The organism is Aquimarina latercula DSM 2041, from assembly GCF_000430645.1.
Classification (GTDB): domain Bacteria; phylum Bacteroidota; class Bacteroidia; order Flavobacteriales; family Flavobacteriaceae; genus Aquimarina; species Aquimarina latercula.
Genome location: NZ_KE387186.1, coordinates 101,073 through 126,697, shown reverse-complemented (window position 1 = coordinate 126,697; position 25,625 = coordinate 101,073). Strand labels below are relative to the sequence as shown.

Annotated in this window: 7 protein-coding genes; all 7 read right to left on the bottom strand. The window is 34.8% G+C overall.

The window, feature by feature from the left end:
* Nucleotides 1–2,023, bottom strand: a 2,023-nt coding sequence (locus H526_RS30165; protein ID WP_081415702.1) for a right-handed parallel beta-helix repeat-containing protein, incomplete at its 3' end; no start/stop codon positions are given.
* Nucleotides 2,024–2,256: 233 nt separating this feature from the next.
* Nucleotides 2,257–5,664 carry a PKD domain-containing protein gene (locus tag H526_RS31285; protein ID WP_081415701.1) on the bottom strand — a complete coding sequence of 1,136 codons (3,408 nt, stop codon included), beginning with the start codon at nucleotides 5,662–5,664 and terminating at the stop codon, nucleotides 2,257–2,259.
* Nucleotides 5,665–5,875: 211 nt separating this feature from the next.
* On the bottom strand, nucleotides 5,876–12,820 hold the full coding sequence (locus H526_RS31280; RefSeq protein WP_051336350.1) for a PKD domain-containing protein: 6,945 nt from the start codon (nucleotides 12,818–12,820) through the stop codon (nucleotides 5,876–5,878).
* Between the two features lie 142 nt (nucleotides 12,821–12,962).
* Complete coding sequence (locus H526_RS30145) at nucleotides 12,963–15,344, bottom strand: cellulase family glycosylhydrolase (RefSeq protein ID WP_035086662.1); 2,382 nt, start codon at nucleotides 15,342–15,344, stop codon at nucleotides 12,963–12,965.
* 195 nt (nucleotides 15,345–15,539) lie between these two features.
* Nucleotides 15,540–22,160: a glycoside hydrolase family 48 protein gene (locus H526_RS30140; protein ID WP_081415700.1), complete on the bottom strand. Its 6,621-nt coding sequence runs from the start codon at nucleotides 22,158–22,160 to the stop codon at nucleotides 15,540–15,542.
* A 1,008-nt stretch (nucleotides 22,161–23,168) separates the two neighbouring features.
* Entirely contained in the window at nucleotides 23,169–24,557 is a 1,389-nt protein-coding gene (locus H526_RS0125070; RefSeq protein ID WP_027395472.1) for a M20/M25/M40 family metallo-hydrolase, read from the bottom strand.
* Between the two features lie 42 nt (nucleotides 24,558–24,599).
* Complete coding sequence (locus H526_RS0125065; protein WP_027395471.1) at nucleotides 24,600–25,478, bottom strand: PPK2 family polyphosphate kinase; 879 nt, start codon at nucleotides 25,476–25,478, stop codon at nucleotides 24,600–24,602.
* Between the last annotated feature and the right edge of the window lie 147 nt (nucleotides 25,479–25,625).

Sequence of the window (25,625 nt, the reverse complement as noted above, 5' to 3'; positions counted from 1 at the left end):
TATAATTCACTTTAAAATCATAGGAGGTTTGTGGTTGAATAGTTGTTGCTGGATTTACAAAAGTAACCTCATCTGGAGTAGTACTCACATTACAATCCTCGCCAGGTAATCCGTAGCATCCATTCCCTGTAGGACCTAGATCTGAATTCCAATTAATTCCTGGCACCCAATTTTCGCCTCCAAATTCATATGCCCCTGCATCCGGTGCAGATCCTACAAATCCATCAGTTATACCTGATATTCTTCTACCAGCGTTTACTGCGGGTGAGTTAGATCTTAATGTAAAATTATTTCCGTTATAATTCGTATAACCAGATTGAGTAATTACATTATTTTGCTTATCCGCATCTCTTTCGAAAGTACCTTCGTCCTCTTGTGTAGAAGGGTCATCTTCAGTTTTAACATCAGCAATATTATTCCAGACCTTAACATTCGAAAAAGCTGTTCCTTCCTTATGCCAAGCTCCCATAGCTCCTCCCTCTGTCTTGACCAACGTATTATTAAAAATATCAATGTCTTTACCATTCCAATTAATCTGGACTCCAGTCCACTCTACATTCCATACTACATTATGATGTACTGAAAATGCTTCTGCATCATTATCTAAATAGATAGCTGCAGCTTTTCTTAATTTTCCTCTACCCTCATTATCATGAAACCAATTATGATGAATCTCCCCATAATGCGGCCCACCTACTGTGTATAGTAAAGCACAATCATCATTAATTAAGTTTGACCTATATACATCATTATAAGCAAACTCACTTCTATTATTAAAGAATTGAATACCATCTCTTCCAGCTCTAAAAATTGTATTTCCTTTGAAAAGAGTATTTTTTCCTCCTCTTGCATTAATGGGCGCATCATAAGAACCGATATAATTAAAATCATGAATTCTAGAATTAAGAATTCTATTTTTATCACCACTTACTTTGATACCATTGGCAGCTCCAAAAGCTATCTCACAACGCTCTATTGTATTATTATTTCCCTCCATTAAAACACTTTGTTTATTGGCAGAAAAACCTTTTTGAACTCCTTGTGTATGATTCCCATAAAAAGAGGAAACACCATAAATCACATTATTATTTGAATTTCTAGGCATATTAATCGATCCTCCAAAAACAGCGAGGTTTCTGATATGAATAAAACTTCTACCACTTAGATCTACAGTTGTTGTTCTTCTTCTCATTTGTACAACCCCATTAACTGGTGCTTGTCCACCTGGCATTTGTACAAATAATTCTTTTGTCTGCTTATTAAACCACCATTCATTTTGATAATCTAAAGCTCCTTTTACTCCTTCTAAATAAAAATCTCCTTTATCAGCTGGGGCATGGAAAGTTCTAATCCAAGCAGGATTTTTATCCAGTGTAAAGTTTACTCTTCCAGAAGAACTACTATTAATAAATGCTTTCCAGGCGATCCACCCTGATCCAGGTTTGTCTCCGTAAAAGAAAACTGATCCTCCAGACCAATTAATATTAGGAATTTGTGAAGATGTTAAAAAAGCTCCATTAACTACATTGCTTCCACTACCTCCATCATTTCGACGAGAATTTAACGTGAAAGGATCACCATCTGTATTATTGGGCCACCTTGCCAAATCCATTGCTGTATTACCATTCAAAACAAAGTTTTCTTGTCCTAAATCCCAGTTTACTTTGGTTTTGTAAATAGCTCCATTGTCTTTTTGCCAAGCGCTAAGCGCTTGCATAGCGCTAATTATTACTTTTTCTCCTTGTTTTGAAGTATATGTAATAGGTTGACCAGCTTGCCCTGACCTCGCTGGTCTGATGACTTCCTCATAGGTACCTCCTCCAATAACAATAACATCACCAGCTTCTGCTACTGCAGATGCCTTTGCAATTGTCTTATATGGACTTGATTGTGTTCCGGAATTTGAATCATTCCCGTTTTTTGCTACATAAATATTTTTCGCGTGTAAGGAAGACACAAATATGAATAAAAGTATCCATATACATTTTCGAAAAAAGGTTTTGAGAGTTTGATTGTTTTTCATTGCTAATTGTTGAGTTTGATTAATTTTGGCGAAAATAATATTACCTCTTATTTCTGTATTGCTTCTTCTATTAACCGCAGGTATTATGCTAGAATTCGTTAAATAGAACAACAAGTTTGAGAGCTAAAAAGCTTCTTTATTTTTTCCAATAAATTCTATTTTTATTGCTCTTTTTTAAAGACTGACAAGGGTGATTATTTCTAATTCATCATCCATATCAATATCTTTTTTTACTATCTATTATTGACTATAATTTTTCTTCTTGAAGTCACGTTTTCTATAAGGTCTTTAATCTCTAAAATATAGATTCCTTGTTCTAGGTTATCTAATGAAAATGTTATGATTGATTGCCTTTCATTCGGATTAGCTCTACGAATTAAATTACCTACTAGATTTGTCAATTTCACTTCAATTTTTTCCAAAACCTCAAAACCTGAAATATTAATATGGTTTTTAGCGGGGTTTGGATAAACTTTTACGTTTTTCAACAAATCCAATGTTGTTACAGAAGCAGGTGGTTCTATACCCCAAACCAAATTTCCATTCACATACAAAGTCATCTCATTATTAAACTGAAAATCGGTTGACAAGGACTTGTAAGAGTAATCATCATTTTCATCGAAAGTACTCCAATTGGTTTTAGCTAACCTTGTTTGTATTGGTCCAGAATTCTGGCTAGGCATTAACATTCCAGAAGCTGGATCAAATGAAACTTCGAGATAATCTACATTATTCTGTTGACCAAAAACCCCATTAACCATTTCAGCTCCTAATTGCGCCCAATCGCACCAAAAATTAAGTTCATTATTATCTTCTGAAGTGAACCAATACCTAACTGTTATGTCTTGATAAGAAACTGCAAGGTCACTATTATTTTGAATTCTAAAATGTGGATTGATCATGTTATCCGTGGCATTACCATTACCACCATCTTTATATTCTACGGATATATCTGATACAGGAAGTATCTCTTGTACTTGAATTACCATTGTACTACTATCAATTCCTCCTTGCCCATTATCTACCTGAAGAGTTACTGTATAAAATCCAATAGTATTAAAAGTATGAACAACGATTTGACCTGTTTCTGTTGTCCCATCTCCAAAATCCCACAAATAACTTAATGTATTATTAGAAGGATCTGTAGAACCTGAACCATCGAATGTTACTTGCAAAGGAGCAGAACCTGAGGTCACGTCTGCAATAATATTTGCAATAGGATTTCCATCAGAAATTATAATTTTTCTTATTGTAGAATCTTCAATTTTACCATCACTTACAGTTAGTTTTACATCAAACTCTCCTTCATTTTCAAATTGATATGAGACTACTACTCCTGTTGCAGTATCTCCATTTCCAAAATCCCACGTATAAGATAACGTGTCATTGTTCGCATCTGTTGATTCTGACGCATCAAAAGTAATACGTATTGGTGCCACACCTATTTCGATATCGCTGGTAAAAATAGCTACAGGTGCTACATTAGGGTCGGTAACTGTAATCGCAATTGTTTCGCTATCTGAATTTCCATTACCATCATCAACTGTAAGAGTAACTAAAGCTTCTCCAAATTCAGCAAACTCATATATTACTATTTCATTTATAGCGGTATCTCCATTTCCAAAATCCCAACTATATGTTAGAAGATCTCCATTTGGATCTGTGGACGCTGATCCATCAAATGTTACAGACAAAGGTCCATCTCCACTTATAGTAGAAGCTTGAATTACTGCCGTTGGAGTATCTATAGTTGTTCCTGGTTCAATACCGCTAACTAGTTTTCCATTAAGATATAAGCCTACTTTTTCCCAGACATCAAATTCTTTCTTAGTTCCATCATAAGAATAATCATTCGTTTGATCTGTATCGGACCAATTGCTATTCGCTATTTTGGGTTCCATTCTTCCGGAACCAGCGTTTCTTCCTAATATACCCGCGGCGGGGTCAAATGTAATTTCTAGGTAATGTTTGTTAGGCTCTGTACTAACAATTTGCCCTTTAACATTACTACTTCCTATCATTGCATAATCTATAAAAAAACTAAGTGGCAAATCAACCTCTGTCTCGAACCAATAGCGAATACTTAGATCTGAATATGCAACATCCTGAGAAGAATTATTAAATAATCTAAAATGCGGTTTTATAACATTTGTAATCGCCTCAATAGAAGCATCCTTATATTCTAATGATAATATACCATCTCCTCCTATTTGAATATTTCTAGGTGTTGATGTTTTAGTTAATCCACTAATACCCGTAGCTACCGAAGTAATAGTGTAATTACCATCAGGCAAGCCTGATATATCTAACTCATAGGGTGCAGTAGTGTCTTCTCCTATCAATTCTCCATTGCTAAAAAACTCTACTTTATTAATCGTATTATTTTCATTGAGCAAATTAGCTTCCACATGTACAACACTACCAGTTACATACTTATCTCCCGACTTAGGAGACAACAGAGATAGATAAATGGCTTCTCCTCCAGACATTTCTTCCATTCTCAGCGCATGCTCTTTATAAATAGCAACTTCGACATCACCTTCGAACACACCAAATTTATCTCTAGGTGTATTATTATCAGGAAACCACCAGAAGCCACTTGCTCCGATCTTATTTTCCTCAATAAAAGCATACATCTCTTCCCACCACTCGTATCGTTCTTGGATTTCTACATTAAACTCTCCAATATATAAAGGCTTTTTGATGATATTATGAGATTCATTAGCCCATTGTTCCATTAGTTTCATGGTTTGTTCTAATGTAAAATTGGACCAACTTTCTCTAATATAAGGATGAGCTGATGTAAAATCAATATATGGAGATTCGTGTATTTTTATAAAATCATTTCCTTCATCTCCTCCAAAATTATATTTGGTTCCGTGAGCTTCTAAACCAGTCCCTAACAAATGATTAGGATCAAGCTCTTTAATAAAAGCTCCCATATCATCAACCCAAGCTCTTAGAACATCGGAAGCAATATCATCTCCAAAACCCTGATACCTAGGCTCATTCATTAATTCCCAAGCTAAAATCGTAGGATCGTTTCTATATTCTACATTATCATAATGATTGACACGAGTAAGAAAGTACTCCACATAATCCTTATATCCTTGTACAGCCAATGGATTAGTAAAAAATTGCCCTTGATCATGTTCTCCGGCACCTTGTACATCGATTCCTTCCCATTTAAGACGATCTTTGATACCTCCGTAATCATTCCAATAATTTTCTAAAGCGACGATTAATTTTATCCCATTAGCTTCAGCTGATTTAATGATATAATCAAATAAAGAAAATTGAGCTTCACTATATACTCCTTTTTGAGGTTCAAAACCGTGCCAATCTTCGTGGCTAAATCCCCATAATCGTACAACTCTGATTCCATTTTTATATAATCTTCGCATATGTTGATCTATGCGATCTTTGTCCATAAATTGGGTTTCAATATCGCCACTGGAAGATCCGTAAGTAAAAAAATCATATACATTGGCTCCAGAAAAGTAATAAGGTCTCCCATCCAACATGAACTTTTCTTCTTCTGCATATACGAATCCCGTGGGAGCACTTTTTTGTTTTTGAGCGAATACTTGCATGCTACAGAGCAAGCTCGCTATTAATAAAATTTTAATGTTAGTTTTCATTTTTAAAAGAATTAGTTGTGTGTATGTTGATTTAAGTTTGAATTGATAATCATTATTCCAACTATTCCTAACTTATGAATCCCCCGATTCTAAGAACACTCTATTTCGGATGTTCTAAATTCTTTCTTTTTTAAAAGTTTATTGTTTAGAGTTTTATTTTATAACCACTGTTAGATCTCCTATTTAAATAAGAGATCTAACAGTGATTTTCTTATTTAATAATTTGTTTAATTACTGTTTTTTGATTCTTCCTAATTTGTATAAAGTATATCCCTGATTGGAACGTATTCATATCTAATCGAACCGACTCTATGTTTCTCTGAATATTACTAGATGATAAGACCTTTCCATTTATATCTACAACCTTAATAAAAGTTCCTTTCAAATTTTGATCACTTCGTATTGTTAGATAATCTATTACTGGATTAGGAAACGCCGTTACTAAAATCGAAGTATCTTTTAATGGTTCACTTAGCTTGTTATCACAATTAGGAGCACTATTTTCATTACTAAAGTATATAGTAAATCCTGCTGTTTTAGAAACGAGCACCAAATTATTTCCATCCATAATAACATCATAAACACCATCAAAATTTGATATTCCTATTCCAGAAAATGTTATGCTTGGTTGTAGTTGATTAAATGTTTGACTTTCAATATTTGCCTTTAAATCAATCCACCAAGCAGGGTTACCATCACTCATATTCATTGAACATTGCCATAATCCATTGTTTTGTAAATCCCAGTTGATTGTAAAATTAGCCATGTTGCTTAAATCCGGACCTCCTTCTCCTAAAACATAGGCATAATCAAATGTGGAATTAGATAATGTAGGTAATGGATTTTGCATAGGAGCGCCAAAACTACAATTAGTACTGCCCGTAGATTCATTTACCAGAAGTACAGCTGTTTGATTAGCTGATAAAAGTCCATCACTTACTGTAAGAGAAATAATATATTCTCCAGCTGCCGTATATGTATGGGTACTATTTATTCCTTCTCCGGTTGTTCCATCACCAAAATCCCATAGGTATTCTAAAGTATCTCCATTGGAGTCAGAAGAAGTTGAAGCATCAAAGCTTACCAGCAAAGGAGCAACTCCTGATGTTACCGACATATCAAAACTAGCTTGCGGAGCGACGTTACCCTCAAGAACACTAATAGTAATTGGATCAGAAATGTCCGAGACTACGCCATCACTAATTGTTAACGTAACCGCATAAGATCCAGAACTAGTATATGTATGAGAAGGATTGGCCAAATCACTCGTATTTCCATCTCCAAAATCCCAAATATATGCTATCACAGATCCATCTGGATATACAGAACTCGAAGAATCAAAATCGACAACTAAAGGTACATTTCCTGATACTGAATTTAATGTAAAACTAGAAATTAAAGTTGGAGTTTCGTCTTTAACCATAATCACAATAGATTCTGTATCGGAATTTCCGTTTCCATCATCCACAGTTAATTCAACCTCATAATCACCTGGAGTAAGAAATGTAAACTGACTAGTTACACCTGTAGTAACATTACCATTCCCAAAATCCCACGAATAACTCAGTGAATCCCCATCCGGATCACTAGAAGCCGAAGCATCAAAATCTACGGATAAAGGTGCTGTTCCTGATACAATACTAGGGTTTATAATAGCATTTGGTTTTCTATTTACTATTTCTCCACCATTAGGCTCTAATCCCCAAACTAATTCACCTTTATAGTATAAGGTTGTTAATACATGTGGTTTCAGAGAAGTCTTTCCTGCGTCATATGAATAATCATTATTCTGATTATGTGTTTGAAAACCTGAATGATGTAATCTAGTTTGAATTTGACCAGACTTACTATTAGGATTTAAATTTCCAGAAGATACACTAAACCCAATCTCTATATAATTTTCTTCTAAACTAGAATCAAAGCTACCTACAGTTCCTACTACTGCGGAATAATCTATATTAAAATTCATAGCTTGATTATGTTCTGGAGTATACCAGTATCTAATTTTGAAATCTTTTAATGAATGACTTTCTGATGACTCACTTACTATCTGAAATACAGGCTTTAATTCTGATGTAGATACCCCAGAACTATTATCTCTATATTCTAAACTAAAATCGGTATCCGGAAGATTATTAAATCGTTCATCCACAGTTATTGTAACCTCTGCAGAATCTCCTGTGATTTCTCCATTTTCCGTAGCTAATGATAGTGTAATAGTGTGTATCCCTTCTGACAAGCCTGAAACTGGTATTGGTGCTATTTCGAACATAGAACCTTTCTCGATTCCATCAATAAAATACTTAATATGCTGTCCTCCTGGATGAATATCCCATTTATAAGTAGAAAATTCTATATTAAAATCAGGTCCTACCAATCCACCATCTGATGGGGATTGAATAATTGCTGTAGGATTTTGTGGTAATGTTTCGTTAGTAACTATTACCGTAATTGTTTCACCTAAATCTGTTACAGAATTATCACTTCTCTCCATTTGTAATGACAACTCGTGAGGACCTTCAGTAAGAGCTGTTCCATCTGTAAATTCTCCTTCTGAGGTAATTAATCCACGATCTTGTCCATCAATTTTAAATCTTAGTTTATACTGCTGTGATGGTAATTCCCAACCTTCTGTATTAAAATCTATGGTCAAAGGAGTATTAACCAATTCTCCATCCACCGGTGATTTAAAAAATACATCAGGCAAGGGGCCTATTGGTGTATCTGCATCACCTCCATGTAAGGTCCATAAAACTGCGGCATCGAACATGGCTAGCCCTTGGTCAGTTAGCAAATGCATAAACTGATCTCGTAATGGGAAACCTACTCTTCTCGAAGGGATATCAATACTAGCCTCATAACCAAATAAAATAGGTTTGGTTCCGGCTGTTGCAATAACAATAGCTTCATCTGTTGGATTACCAAAAGGTAAACTTTGGCTTATGGAATATAATGATGTTTCAATACCAGAATTTACAGCCATTGGATGTTCTGGAGATGTTATTGCAATTGAAGAAAAACCTTGTTCTGTAATTCCAAATCCACTATTTAATTCTCCAGTAACCATTCTCAATTTGTTATACATAAATGGATTCCAAGTCATCAATGGAACTCTAGCTCCTTCTAAATCATTTCCTAGTTCTCTAGGATCAACTGTGGAAGAAATTAAAGCCATGTCGAATGGATTAGCAGATTGCGGACTGGTCGCTTCTTCATCCGAGAATAATGTAATTTTAAACCCAAACTTTTGCTCCAATCTAGATTTTATACGTTGGTCTTCGGAAGTAAGTGCATTTTTATCCCCAACAACAAACATCACTTTTATAACATTCTTAAATTGAACTGTGATTTCCGGAGTTACAGAAGCTGTATTACCATTGTTATAAAAAACCTTTGCGTTAATTGTATAGTTTTTCCAAAGAACAGGTGTCCACGATGATGCGAAAGGAGCACTTACCACTTCTTCTATCATTTCATTATCTACAAAATATTGAATCTTTGTAATCCCTTCTATATTAGTATCAACACTAAGGTTTTGTGATTCTGCTCTATCAATTATAGATCCATCAACAGGAGAAGCCATTTTTAGTAACTGCTCTGATGGTTTGGCTAATTCGGAACCATCAATCTGTTTTATATATGCCTCTAATTGTCTTATTTGAGTGGCATTTAAAGATGATGTTACTCCGTGAGTATCATTATTATTATAAATTGTTAGTACTTCTTCTATAGTTTTGGCCATTCCATTATGAAGATATGGAGCTGTTGCCCAGACATCTTTTAACGTTGGCACATCAATCCCAAGTAATTTTTTATCCAAACGATTTCCCGTAGTACTCGTAATTGTACCAACATCGTGTAATTTTCCAGAATTACTATCTGTAAAATTACTCCCACTATGGCAAGCATAGCATTTTAGATCTTCAAATAAAGATTTTCCAGCTATTCCATCTGCTGTAAGCGATCCATCATTATTTCGATATGGACTAGGGCTAAAACTATTTAAGGATTCTATATACGCCGTTAAAGCATCTAAATCAACTGATTTCCCAGTTTTAGGATCTCCAGTAGTTAATGCCATTGTACCGTCATTAAAATCCTGATCACTCATAAAACCTTGTCCCTTAAAATGAAATCGAATATCATTTTCAAAATCCTGAATCTCATCAAAATTAGCGCTCCAATGAACTCTCCCGTGAGCTGTTCCTGCTCTACCTATTAAAGAGATTGTATTTCTCAATCCTTCTCCTCTATCAGTAAAGTCCCAAGTTCTTCCATCTTCTCCTCCATCGATATGACAGGTAGCGCAACTCACATAACCATCTGTACCCATTCTGATATCGGCCGCATCATAGAATATTTGTTTCCCTTTAAGTTCTGTAGCTGATAGTAACTCATTATCTACCGTTACAATCGTCGATAATTCTTCCAACGTACTGCTACCATCATTTATCATCTCATTAGCATCAAAAACCGTAACTGAACGATCCATAAAATTCTTCACAAAAACCCGATTATTTACAGGATCTATTGTCAGTCCTTGAGGAGCTTTTCCCACATCTTTTTTAAGCAATTCTTGTCCCGTTTTAGGATCTATTACTACAATTCTATTGTTACCTTGCATGGTAACAAAAAGGTAATTTCCAGTTGGCGTGTATAAAGCCGATGAAGGCTGACCATGATTATCGATATCCAACCTCTCATTTAGATTTTCATTATTAGTTGTTAGATCAATAGATGATATTGCGGTCCTCACAACATTATCAAATGACAGCGGTTTTCCATCACGATTTAATCCTCTAAGAATATTATCCTTTTTAGCTACTGACCGCGCTGATTCATTATTTGGATGAATAGTTATCCCTGAAACATAATTAGGCAAACCTCTTCCTTGATTTCCATTATCCTGTGTAAAATCATCCAATGGCAATCCAATAGTTGTGTCAAGAGTAAATGTATTTAAATCTATTTTCCATATTTGTCCTTCTTGATCTGGAGAAACAAACCTTGTTACTAAAAGCACTTCCCCTTCTCCATCTATAGCCATTGCTCTAGGTTTTTCTCCAACAGCTAATTCATTGACAATTGAATTAGTAACTATTGAAAACTCTAATATTTTACCTGAACCAAAAGTTGATACAAACCCGCGATTACCATCAGGTGTAAATACAATTCCATAAGGTTGAGATCCACTTTCTAAAGATATTTTGGTTTCTAATATTCCATCTTTTCTTAAAATATACACCTCATCAGAATCTCGACACGTGACCCAAGCTTTCCCCTGGGAATCTAATGCTATATTAACAGGGTCTTTTCCTACTTGTATTTCATTAATAATAGATAAATCATCCGAATTAATAAGTGTTACAGAATTATTATCGGGATTTACTGACCACACAGTTCTATTATCAGTATCAACGGTAATGGGTCCCGATTGTGTTGGTAACTTATCATATATAGCATCTACTATTACAATAGATTGAGATCCTACTACAAAACCACCATTATCATCAGAAATTTGTACTTGTATCAGGTAATTTCCTGGTTCTGTATACGTATGACTACTAACCGCTCCAATCCATTCGGTTTTAGGAGAATTATCTCCAAAATTCCATCTATATTTCAAATCATTACCATCAGGATCACTTGCATTCGCTGTAAAGTTTATAGTAGTTCCGATCGTTACCGGAGAAGAGATGTCTACATCAATTTCTGTAATTACAGGGGATTGATTAGAAGCATCGCCTCCAGTAGTAAAGTAAAACACATACTCTTCAATCCCATTACCAACAGCATCTTTTACACCTCCTTCTACAAACTTTACTTCGTAGGTTGTATTAGGAAGTAAATCTTCTTTTGGGGCATAATTTATAACTTGATAAGATGTTGTGGTCACATCACCCCTAATTGGATCACCTCCTAAAGGACTTACTTGTATAGTCTCGTCACTAAGCGTTAAATCATTTAATGTTTCATTTATTACAAAACCTATTGTAGAAGAAGTCGGTTGATTAATTGCTCCCGAAATAGGAAAATGATGACCTACTGTTGGAGGTTTTGTATCAAGTCCATCCTGATGAGCAAAAATAGACGTCTTATCATCTCCACTTGCTATAAGAATATGGCCTATTGGCATCCATTGATTATCTATAAACTGAAGTGTCTCATCACTTGATGGTGGAAAAAACTCTTGTTCAATTTCCATAGTTTCAAAATTAAATTTGACTCCCCGATCAAAACGACCAGAAAAACCAAACTCATCCTGAAATATCATATACCTTCCTAATGTGGCTTGATCAGAATGTAAACTAAAACCTAATTTAACATCAGTTGGATCACTTATATCAAATCCAACCAAAGCATTTGGCCCTTCATTTCCACTCATGAAAACTAAGTGATTTCGCCATAATTGAAACCCTGTACTATACTGCTCATGAGGAATATCTCCTCCGAATGAACCAAGAAATTTAATATTAGTAGGGTCACCAAAATCAAATACACTTATATCCCCTGTTTGTGGTGCATAAAAAACATAGTTCCCTATTCTAACTACTACATCTGGCAAAGAAACTGAAGTTGGGATGTCATCTAATTGCTCTCCAGTTCTCATATCAAAAACTCTATTACCATCTATAGTATGTGGAAAAGTTTCTAAATTATCATAATTAGATTGCCCGTCTTGTACGGTATAGAGAATATCCGAAGTAGTAATTGGTTTTCTTTCTAACATATTAGAAAGATCTAAATATTTATATCCAGTTCCTTCTACTTCGGGAACCGAATATTCTCTATAGAAAAGATCTCCTTCTAATTTCCACCATCTATGTCCGTTATTTGCTGCATCGCTAAATTGTACTTTTTTGGGAGCCGTAGGGTTAGAAACATCCCATATTCCTGTTCCAGCTTGGCCATTAATCATCAAGTAATTACGATGGTAAGTATTAATTCTATCTCCCTCAGGAAAATTAGAAAGAAAAGTTCCCGCAGGCCAAGTTTGGGTTGTCATCATTGGTCCTTCTGTTCCATCATATACATCTACGAATGATATGACGGCAAGGCCTAATGATATTGATATTGCTATCGTGTAAAAGAGTGCTTTACGAGTATCTTTTATATACGCACGCCATCCACGCTTATTGTTTGGTGTTGGTCCCATAATAAGTGGTGAGTTTTGTAAATTATTTTGCTGTTTCTTTTCTATAAAGAAAAGTCTGTTGTAGGTATTTTCAGGATATTAGTACAAAAGAGACAACTAACATATCAATCATCTTAGAGTCTCTTTTATACTACTCTTTAAATTATTGCTTTATAATTTGTTTTGTTACAATATTCTTTTGGTCAAATATTTTTATAAAATAAACGCCAGCCTTTAATTCTGAAACATTTAACTCTATCATATTTGTATCAGTAATTGTAGAAAATGTTTTAATTACTTTTCCTGATATATCAACTATTTTCATTTGTGCATTATTAAAACTATTATCCTGACTTATCATTAATTTATCCGACACAGGGTTTGGATATGCTTTTATTCTTATTACGTCATTCTCAACAATTGGATCTTTTAACTGTTCCTGACAATTAGGAGCTGTATTACTATTACTAAAATAAATTGTAAACGCTCCGCTTTTAGATACCAATGCAAAATTATCCCCATCAATTGTTGCGTAATAAGCACCATCTAAGTTAGAAAAACCTGTACCTGCAATGGTAATACTAGGTTGCGCAGTATTAAAATTTTGAATAGTAACATTAGCTTTTAAATCATTCCACCAGCTTGGAATTCCATTATTGGTATTCATAGAGAATTGCCAAAGACCATTATTTTGTAAATCCCAATTAACAGTAAAATTAGTAACATTACTTAAGTCCGGTCCGCCAGATCCAAGAATATATATATTGCTGTACGAAGCATTAGGAATAGTTGGTAAAGGGTTAGCTAATGGTGCTCCAAAATTACAATCACCTCCAGTATTTGATTCTGTAATCACAATAGTAGTAATTGCTGTATCAGAGATTCCGTCTGCATTAGATACTGTTAATACAACATCATAACTACCTGCCTCTACAAACACGTGATTTATAGTTACTCCAGAACCAGCAGTTCCATCTCCAAAATCCCAGCCATAAACCAATGCACTTCCATCTGAAGATATAGAACCTGTAGCGTCGAAATTAATAGTTGCTGGCGCTACTCCCGAGTTATTGTCCGTAACTAAATTAGCAGTAACCGTGGAAACCGTATCGTCTATAACAATTATGGTTTTATTAGCAGTATCACTTAATGCTCCATCATTAACAGTAAGACTAACTTGATAAGTACCTGGTTGCGTAAACAAATGAGATATTCCTACTCCAGTGGCAGTAGACCCATCCCCGAAACTCCAAGAATAAGATAAATTATCTCCATCGGGATCTGTAGATCCAGATGCATCAAATTGCACTGTTAACGGTGCATTACCCGAGTCTATATCCGAAGTAAATCTAGCTGTAGGAGGAAGATTTCCTGTTCCCCCTACAACATTAGGAATAAATGGTGCCAAATGGGGAGTTAACACATCTAATTTCCATTGATTAACATTTGTCCAATCATCTTGTAAAATTCCTCCGGTATCGCCGGAATTAGGGTTCATACTCCAAAATGTCCAAGAATAAATATCACCCATGAAATCTGTAAATTCAGTAAACCAAGTATAAGAAATGCCTCCGAAGGCATCTTGATCTTTAATTCCAAATTCTCCTAAAAACAATGGAGAAGTACCTTCTTCATATAAATAGTGAAAATTATCCGTCCACAAACCGGGCATATTTTGAGGAAAATCGCTGGCAGTAAACCAGTCCTGCTGAGATACCTCAGGACCATATTCGTGAGCAGAATACATAAGTTTACTTGGGTCAGACAATTGAACTGGATATTTCTTTGCCCCCATTAATTGTCCACCCCACCAATATGAGTTTCCTTCAAATTCTCCTACACCTTCAATTATAATTAAAACATTCGGATTTGCCTGAAGAACTGCATTACCACAACGTTCTGCTGCCTTATTCCAATCTGTAGCAGGGTTACTATCACCCCAAGTAGATCCATGTGGTTCGTTATTTAAATCCATAGCTACCACTGCAGAATAATCCTTATAACGATCAGCTATAAAAACCCAGTCGTTAATCCAACGTTCCTCAGAATATTCTGGAGTATACCAAACCGCTTCGTTTAAAAAACCATCAGCGGCTCTAGAATGATTATCTAATACAATCTTCATGTCATTTTCCTGACACCATTTTACAAAAATGTCAAGTAATTCTATTGGCTTGCTTACTGTTGCTTCTTCTTCATTCATTGGTGATACTCCGCTATAGGCATCAGTACCATAAGAATTTATGGCAATTGTAGAACTAGGGTTTAACATCTCGTTACACCAAGGAACTCGTATGGTATTAAAACCTAAATCTTTAATTTGTTGTAAAACACTTTTCATATCTCTTGACCAAATTCCATGAGGAGAATAGTTTTGTGTTTCAAAACCAAACCAATTTACACCAGTTAGGCGTACTTCTTTTCCTGTTGTATCATATAATTTATTTCCTGATACAGTTAAGAAATTTTGTTGTTGTGCTATAATTTCTGTAATACTGCTGAAAAACAGTAACAGAATCATCATATAATTTATAAATCGTTTCATGTATATATTTTTTTCAATAACTAGCATCGTAGTTATAGTAATTGATATTAATCATCATAGAAGTATGATTACTAAAGAGTATATGATACAACTATGTTTTAGCAAACTCTCATTCGCGTAACTATCTTAAGAAGATTTAATTTTATTGAACTAAAAAAGAAAGAGAGAGGTTATATAACCTCTCTCTTTTTAAAACTATTTTTTGATAATTTTATTTCTGAATTTATCTCCAGTAGTTATATCATAAATTTCTAAAATATACATACCAGAAGGCAGTTCATTAACAGAAAGTCTAGTAGACTTTTGTTCATTTTTCATAGATTCTGTTCTGATCACATTACCAGCAATATCTATCACTCTAATTCTAACATTTGTCATATCAAAATTAGTAGAAAGTGTAATATAATCCGAAGCAGGATTTGGTGTCGCACTTACTGTAAGCTCTTTTTCTGGAGCTTTAACTCCTGGTTCTTGATCTCCAAAAAAGAATCCAAATTCTGCATTTGCTAATGCTACTTCTATCTGAGCCCAACTTCTATGATAACGTTGTGTATATTCCTCTCCAGCATTGTATGCTGCTTCTAATCTATCAAAATCTGGATCATTTTTATAATCTGATCTTATATCTAGGAATGTTACTCCAGGTTTAATCTGATCTCCATTAGGCATTGTTCCACTAAATCCATTAGGAATATATACTTCTTCTTCAAAGATTCTTGCAAAATCTCCTCTATCTTCTGGAGAAGAAACTCCTTTATCATCTCTATACGTATTCCACATTCTATCTAATACTTCTTTAGCCAAATCACGAGATTCTGTATCTAAAGTAGCATGTTTTTGAGTTGCTGCGGCATAATAAATAAGTGCCTTTGCCATAGAAGCAGCAACACCTAAATCTTTACCATAATCCGTAACCACAACACTAAGATTATCATTACTTCCTGGACTATCTGGATTCCAAGTATCTGGCTCACCAGTCCACTCTAAGGTAGCAGGTATTTCGAAATCATCCGTTCCGATAAGTTTCACTTCACTTTTAACCCACGTTGCCCATTTATCCATTAAAGATTTTGCCATTGGATCATTTGTGATATAGTAATATTCTGCCACTCTTTCCATAGACCAAGCTTGCCATCCGAACCATGTTCCACTTCCTGGATCATGATATACTGGATCAGTATCAAAAGCCATATCATAGAATGTAGATTTACCAGCAGGATATGGACTATAATCTCCATTCCAACTATTAGTAGCTCCACCAGCAATAGCACCTTCTTTAGACTGTAGCCAAGTATAAAATTCCATTTGTCTTTTTAAACTTTCAGTCCAATCTCTTTCTCCATTCTGAGATATTGGTTTCAATTCATCTACCTGCGTTAACGCATAAGCCGCCATAGGATTCTGATATCCGAAGTGGCAATGGCTAGAACTTATTCTAAAGGCCCATTGCGAAGCAGGATCTGCCGAACCACCCCAAGACATGTACCACGACATTAAGTAATGTGCACTGTCATATCCAGATCCCGCTCCACTGGTCGCACTTTGTACTCCCATGGGTTTAAAATACTTATCAAACATTGATAGCCTAAGGAAATCTCCCATTTTAGATGCTTTATCTAAATCTAAACTTCCTAAACTTGCACCTTGTTCTTTTGCATACACTTGAGCCCAATACATTGCTTGAACTGCTCTTGCATCTGCATCTGGAGCACTTGTATATCTCCATTGCTGTGCATAATTTTGATCTTCAATAAATAGTGGAAGATATCCATTGGTTCCTCCCCAGTCGAAACTCTCCCAAGAAGGATGAGGCACAGTTTCATAAACTGATTCCTGTTCTCCTCTTTGGAAGGTATTTATATATGAAGGCGTACTTACACCATCACCTCTGTTACCATATCCATAAAAGTTATCATTATCTAATAACCAATGCATCTGATAAATATCAGCACCGTATGTTGCAGTTAAATCTGGTGAAACTGGATCTGATCCAACCGGAGCACTAAAATTAAGTGGTGCCGGATAATCACTTGGCAATGGGAATTCACTTGCGAATGCTGCTGGAGATGAAGCATTATAGGCACCATTACTAGGCTGATCCGCTGTAGTAGGAATTATAAATTCCTCAATTTTATTCCAAACATTATTTAACGGAGCCCAATCTTGTGTAATTCTACCGTTCATAACTTCTAGCCACAACCAGTACGAATATAATTCACTAGTTGATTCATGACCGTGATCAGGAGCTTCTACAATTAATGTTTCCACTGAGTGATGTGGAGAACCATCTGCACTAAAATATCCATTTGCAGGATCATAGAACTCATTTCTCATTTCGATAAAACGATCGATATATGCATTTTCACCAGTAGGAGGGTTAATTATAATATCACCATCCGTTACCGTAATTGTTATCACTGCCTGATCTGTACCTCCATTACCATCATCCACAATTAATGTTACCGAATAATCTCCTACAGAAGTAAATGTATTTTCTACAGTCACTCCATTAGCAGTATTGCCATCTCCAAAATCCCAAGCGTAACTTAACGCATCTCCATCTGCATCGATAGAAGCAACTGCGTCAAATGTTACTAAAAGTGGTGCTTCTCCAGAAATAGGGGTTGCAGAAATATCCGCCACAGGATCTGTATTTCCTCCTCCAGTATCACCACAATCAGGCGTTGTAGGACTTAAACTGAAATAAAGTGTGAATCCATTATTTTTAGAAACCATTACAAAATTATCTCCATCTACATTCACCCAATACTCGCCATCCAAACCACTAATCTGAGTTCCTGTTAAAATAGCTTCTGGTTGAGAAGAGTTAAAATTATGAGTTAGATTTCCACTAAGATCTACATACCAATCAGGAGTACCATTATTTGTATTTAATGCAAATTGATATAATCCGTTATTTTCTAGATTCCAGTTGATAGAAAACTCTCTAATATTACTAGGATCTGGACCTCCATCGCCTAATACAAATACGTTAGTATATCTATTATCAATAGATGGTAATGCTGATGCAATTGGTGTATCAAAAGTACAATCGCCACCAATAGTGACTGGATTTCGGATGACAGCTATAGAATTCGAAAAATCAAAATCTCCTACTAAATCCGAAACATTCGTATTTGGTGTTAAACCTTGTAATCCATCCTCATAACTTAAATGCCAAATTAAACAAGTTCCTGTTCCTGCTCCATCAAAATCGACATCTTCGATGTTTCCTGGTAATCCAAGAATAACATTCTGATCATCTGTTACTACCCATTGAGAATTAGCACCTGTATTTCCTGCTAAAGAAATTCCAGAAACATTGTCTGTAATACCATCTCCAACGGTAAACGTGAACGGACCTCCTGATATAACTCCTCCATCAGGACCTGGTTGGTTTACTGGATTTCTTACTACATCAATTGAGTTAGAAAAATCAAAATCTCCTACTAATGCTGAAACATTATTATTTGCTTCTAAACCTTGTAATCCATCTTCATAACTTAAATGCCAGATTAAACAAGTTCCTGTTCCTGCTCCATCAAAATCAACATCTTCGATATTTCCTGGTAATCCAAGAATAACATTCTGATCATCTGTTACTACCCATTGAGAATTAGCGCCTGTATTCCCAGTTAAAGTAATTCCTGATACATTATCAGCAACACCATCCCCTACTGTAAATACAAATGGGCCTCCAGTGATACTACCACCATCCGTTATAATTGGATTCGATATTCCTCCATCACAATCCGGTGCAGTTGCAGAAGTGCTAAAATAAATAGTAAATCCACCAGTCTTAGAAACTAAAACAAAATTACCCTCATCGATTGTTACATAATATGAACCATCAAGCCCGACAAAACCAGAACCTGTAATTGTAATCTCTGGCTGAGAAGAATTGAAGTTTTGTGTAATGTTTGGTAAAAAATCATTCCACCAACTAGGAGTACCATTATTGGTATTCATAGAAAACTGATATAATCCATTATTTTCTAAACTCCAGTTAATATTAAACTTGGCAATATTATCCAAATTTGGTCCTCCATCTCCTAAAACAAAAATATTCTGAAACTCCTCATTAATAGAAGGTAATCCATTAGGTATTGGAGTATCAAACGTACAGCTTACACTACCATCAGTAATAGTAATAGCTTTTGTCGCTGTATCTGTATCTCCCGAAGCATTTGTAACTGTTAGTGTTACAATCACTTCTCCTACATCTGTATATGTAGCGGAAGTGGTTACTGTAGAAGCTGTTTGACCATTCCCTAGATCCCAACTATATGTAAGACTTCCTCCTGTTGGATCTGCGGATCCAGAGGCATCAAAAGTAACATCTAATGGTGCAACTCCTGAATCTGTAGTTACAGTAAAAGCAGCTACTGGACTTCCATCTGTAACTGTAATTGTTATGGTTTTTGTATCTTCTTTACTACCATCACTTACCGTAAGTTGAGCATCATATTCTCCTATTACAACATATTCATGTGCAATTGTTACTCCAGACCCTGATTCTCCATCACCAAAATCCCATACATATGTCAAAGAATCACCATTTTCATCGGAAGAAGCTGACGCGTCAAAATTAACTATTACCGGAGCTACACCTGTAGTTGGTGTTACTGAAAAATCAGCTATAGGTGCTATATTCCCATCAAGTACGGTAATTGTTCGTGTAAATTCTGAGGAAGTATTAGTTCCATCATTAACTGTAAGAGTTACTAAATAAGATCCTATCTCTGTATATGTAATCAATGGATCTACAACAGAAGATGTTTGACCATTACCAAAATCCCAATTATAACTCAATGAATCTCCATTCGGGTCAGACGAAGCTGAAGCATCAAACGAAACCTCTAATGGAGCCGTTCCTGATTCTGGAGTAGCCGTAAAAGATGCTGTCGGTACTTCACCACCATTAGGCTCTCGACCTCCTACTAATATTCCATCTGCATAGATTGGTACATTATCTGAAATTTGTAATCCACTGGTTAATCCTTGATACGAAAAATCATTAGATGCATCCCAAGCCGATTCTGGAGCACTAGTAGGTAATGAAACTCTTAGTTGAATTTCACTTCTATACTCGCCTTGACCTCCAGGAAAAGGCATATTATCTTGATCAACTTCTATTTCTGCATAATAAATATTACTAGAAGCATCCCATTCTTGTAAACTATTAATTGTTGTGTTTCCTGCTCCACGAGCAGTAAGCTCGTAATCACTAGCAGTAAATCCAGCTGCAATACCTTCTGAAATATCAACAAAATAACGAGCTTTTAGAGTATTTGGTACTCTCGCTGGCCATCCAGAACGGTTATTTAACCATATTGCAACTTCTGTAAACTTTGACTGATCATTATTTAGTTTAACCTCGTTAGCAAACTCTAATCCAGGAGTCTCTGGCTGTGGAAAATTAGGTAATGATGACCCTCCAAATTCCATCACCATTCTTGCTAAAACTCCTTGATAACAAGCATTATAATCTGTAGCTACTTCATTCGCTTGAAAGTCATCTCTATCCTCTATGAAGAAATCATCTGGCTTAGCAGGACCTCCCATTAATGCGCCCCACATAGTGTGTCTTGATTCTACTGGGTTAGCACTACTTCTAGACCAACTAGAATGTTGTCCTCTATGGTGAGGTTTTGTAGGAGGATTTACTCCAAAACCTGTAACCAAACTTCTGTTGTTAGGATTATCGCCTAAGGCATAATTTACCTGATTAATCGCAAAATTACGATACTGAGTACTTTTTGGTGTGTTCACATTATCACTATAAATAAGTGCGGTAAGGGATGCATTCATTGCATGACGCAAAGATCCCCATTGTGTTAAATGTGCTTGACCACCTGGAGAATAATTAACTCCTCCGTTTCCTTCTTGCCACCAATCTAAATGACGCTCGGCATCAATTTTATATGTTTCTTTTCCGGTAATAATTGATAACAAAACCATATTACCATATGACTTATCTTCCCATACGAGACTCCATAAAAAATCTGGCTGCGCATATTCCGCTTCAGCTTTATCCAAATATTTTTGATCTCCTGTAGCTTTGTACAACCAAAGTGCTCCCCAGGTTAATTCATCTTGATAATTACCAGATGTATAAGTACCTACAGCTGGTATATTACCTTCTGAAGTATAAAGTCCTCTATGATTATCTCCGAATTCATACAATTCAATTGCATGACTCAATAACGTAGCACTGTAAGCAGGATCGCTATCTTTAAAGATTATACTTGCTGATGCAAGTGCAGCGGCTGTCTCACAAGCTACATCTGTACCAGGATTGCTTGTGGTTAAAGCATATGATTTTCGTTGTCCATACATAGGATGCACGTCAACCATTTCTGCTGGCATCCAGAAATTATGATCTTGTGATTTACTATCCGCTACCTGCGCATAAAAAACATTAGGAGAGGGATGACATTTAATAAAATAATCCGTAACCCATTTAATGTTTCTTTTAAAATGTTCTGTCTGATTTGCCGTATCATATCCGTCCTTATACTCTAGGAATCCCCAGTTTAGAGCAGTTACAGAAAAAGCCATTGGAAAACCGAACTTAACGTGATCTCCAGCATCATTCCAACCTCCGGTTAGATCAAGACCTACATCTGCTCCATCATTGACTCCCGAATCGGATCGCCAACTTATTCTATTCCAATCTGGTAACTTTCCGGACTGTTGTGTTTCATAGAAAAGCAAAGACTTTTGCAGTGCTTCTCCATAATTGAACTGTGCTGATGATTTAGCACAGAATAAGCACAATAATATAATAGTACTTATCTTAATTAAATTTCTCATTGTTAGTGTAGTTTTAAGAATTGTGTTTTGAAAATTGTTTTTGATTTTGATTTTATAAGCAGTGAAAATAGTCTTATGCAGACTAGTCATATACTTCGATTTATTAATTGATCTGGTCTAAAGAGAATCCGATATAGTATTCTTAGAATTCGTTCAATAAATTGGTTGACCAATTTATTGAAACCTAAATATTCATTGATACTATTAACTCTCCTTTAAAGCTTTGTTTATTTTTTTACTGTAGTGTCTTAAATCTTTAGTTAAGACCAATAGGTTTAGAATGATGAAAAAAATTCGATTCTAAATAAAATAACATAGAAGACAATGCTATTTTGTTTTTTTTGAGTTTGTTCATAGGTTAGTACAGTTTTAAGTTAATTGTCATTAAAACCATATCAAACATAAATTGGGAAAATGCTTGACATGACGATTGTTACGTTTACTTTTCCGTTCATCGATAAACTCTTTTATCAAATCTTGATTTAGTTATTAAGGTTTGATCTAAAAATATCGTTTGAAACGTTGAATAAAGTTATGACAACTCTCAGGTAAAAAAGTAACACTAGTCACCTTTACTAAGTCTTAACAAGTTTTATCTAAAACTTGTTAGTTTCTAGCATTAATCTCTGAGCTTACTGTTTCTGGGGCGTAAAGGAAGAATCAAAATACTTTTCTTAAATCTTAAAAAAAGAAAAAAGTTTCGTTGTTAAGAAGATGCTAAGAAAAAAGAATGCGAAAAAGGACAAAAAAAAAGATGATTTACAAAAAAAGAAAACCTTCTCAATGGTAAAACCACAGCCTAAATTAACAAAAAATCATTTTTAAATGTTTTTTCTTATAAAAATTTTCATAAAAAAGTTAAATTTTTAAACAAGAAACAACTTACAGAATTTTTACACTTTTACACAATATCAGACAAAAAGCGCAAAATTCCCCAAAAAAACAAACTATATTAACGTGTTTTAAGAAGTTTTTATGCCTAAATTTTTATTAAATTAACTTCGAAAATTACTTGACTCCATATTTATCAAAAAGATAAATTAAACTTGTCATAGTGGCAGCACCTAATTCTAATTCTCTTTTATTAATAGCATCAAAAGTATCATTCTTAGCATGATGATAATCAAAATACCGTTGAGAATCTGGACGAAGTCCGGCCAATACTATTCCATCTTTTTTTAATGGACCTATATCTGCTCCACTACCTCCCTGAACAAAATAATGAATCAAATAAGGTTCAAAAAGAGGTTTCCAACTTTTAATCTGATCAAAATTTTCATTACTACAGTCAAAAGAAAAACCTCTTGGAGTAAAACCACCTGCATCGCTTTCTAATGCAAATACATGATTCTCCCCTTTATTTTTAGCTACAGCTGCATATTTTTTACCTCCTCTTAGTCCATTTTCTTCATTCATAAATAAAACTACTCTAATGGATCTTTTTGGTTTATATCCTGTATCTTTAAACAACCTAAGTACTTCCATAGATTGTACTACTCCTGCTCCATCATCGTGTGAGCCGTCACCTAAATCCCAAGAATCCAGATGCCCTCCTACAACCATATATTCATCAGGGAATTCACTACCCGTAATCTCTCCTATTACATTAAAAGATTCCACATCCTTCCAACTACGGCAATTCATATTTAATAAGAACTTAACCTTTGGGTTTAGCGTTAACATGGAGTGTAATAATTCTGCTCCATTTGTACTTATTGCAGCTGCCGGAATCTTTTCTAAATCAGTTAGTTTTCCATAACTCATTGAACCTGTATGCGGAAAATCATCTAATCTCAAGTTCATTGATCGTACAATTACACCAACCGCTCCAAACTTAGCAGCTTCTGCAGCTCCAGAATAGCGTTGATCTACACATCCACCATAAGCTTCAAAAGTATTTATTAAATCAGCTTGCATCGGACGGTTAAAGAATACTATTTTTCCTTCTATCTTATCTGTTCCAAGTTTTCGAAGATCCTCTAAATCCTTTACTTCAACTATTTCGGCCTTAACTCCACCTATAGGTGTAGGAACAGAACCTCCAAGAGCGCAAATTGGGACATTCGTTGTTTGTCCAGGATCCGTTTCTATATAAGCAAATTCAGTAACTCCTCTTGTCCATTTAGGTACCATTACAGATTGCAACCATACTTTATCCAGCCCTATATCTTTAAGTTCCTGTTCTGTCCATTCCACTGCTTTTTGAGCATTTAAAGATCCTGACAACCTAGGCCCTATTTGATTAGATAAATAATCCAACCAAGTATAGCTTTTACCTTCTAATAATGAAGTTGTATAAAAGTTTTTAATTGCTATTGAATCTTCTTTTCTGTTATCCTTTTGACTATAAGAGGAAAAAGAAAAAGTTATAAAAAGGATAAAGACTATATTTCTCACAGATGTATTTTTTATAATATTATTTTAAATGTAATCGTATTATTATTCGTTTTCCAGTTGTTGCTTATATTGTTCTATATTAGACTTGGTTTTTTCGTCTAATTCCGGCTCTCTTATATCATCAAATTTTATCAAAGTATCATATAATGTTTTTGCTACAATATATCTTGCGGTGGGTTTATCATCTGCAGGAATTACATACCAAGGTGCATGTGGTAGGGATGTTTTATTTATTGCTTCTTGATAACAAGATTGATAATCGTCCCATAATTTTCTTTCCTTAAGATCTCCTGAAGAAAATTTCCAGTTTTTTTCTTTCTTTTCTAACCTACGAAGTAATCTGTTTTTTTGTTCTTCTTTGGATAAATGAAGATAAAATTTATAAACAAGTGTCCCGTTATCTGCTATATGTTTTTCAAAATTTCTTATCTGCTCAAAACGCTTTTCCCAAAACTCATCATTTATATCATCTACAGAATTAATATTCGGTAGTTTTTCGCCTATAATATATTGTGGATGTACTCTAGTCACTAAAACATTTTCATAATGTGTTCTATTAAAGACAGAGAATCTTCCACGTTGTGGCAACGCTATATAATGTCTCCATAAATAATCATGTCCAAGTTCTAATTCCGTAGGAACTTTAAAACTATGTACAACAATTCCTCTCGTATTAAAATCTTTAAAAACTTCTCGGATAAGACTGTCTTTCCCAGCTGTATCCATTCCTTGTAAACAAATTAAAATGGCATATTTATCGTGCGCATATATTGTGTCTTGAAATTTGCCTAATTTTTCTCTGACCTTTTCTAGTTCTTTTTCAATTTTTTTTTCACTCTCTCCGAGGTCATAAGTTGTAGGGATTTTTGACAATTCTATCGGTTGAGAAACTTTAAAATCTTCGTGATCTATTTTATTCATAGTTTGATTTGTATTATCTCTGGTAAGATACTAAAGTTTTAGATTGGTCAAAAAAGAAAAATGTTAAGTAAGATTAATTACTTAAAGGATATTTGAGAATAAAAGAGGGGTAATGTAATGTATTCTAAAATTCTTTGGATGTAATCT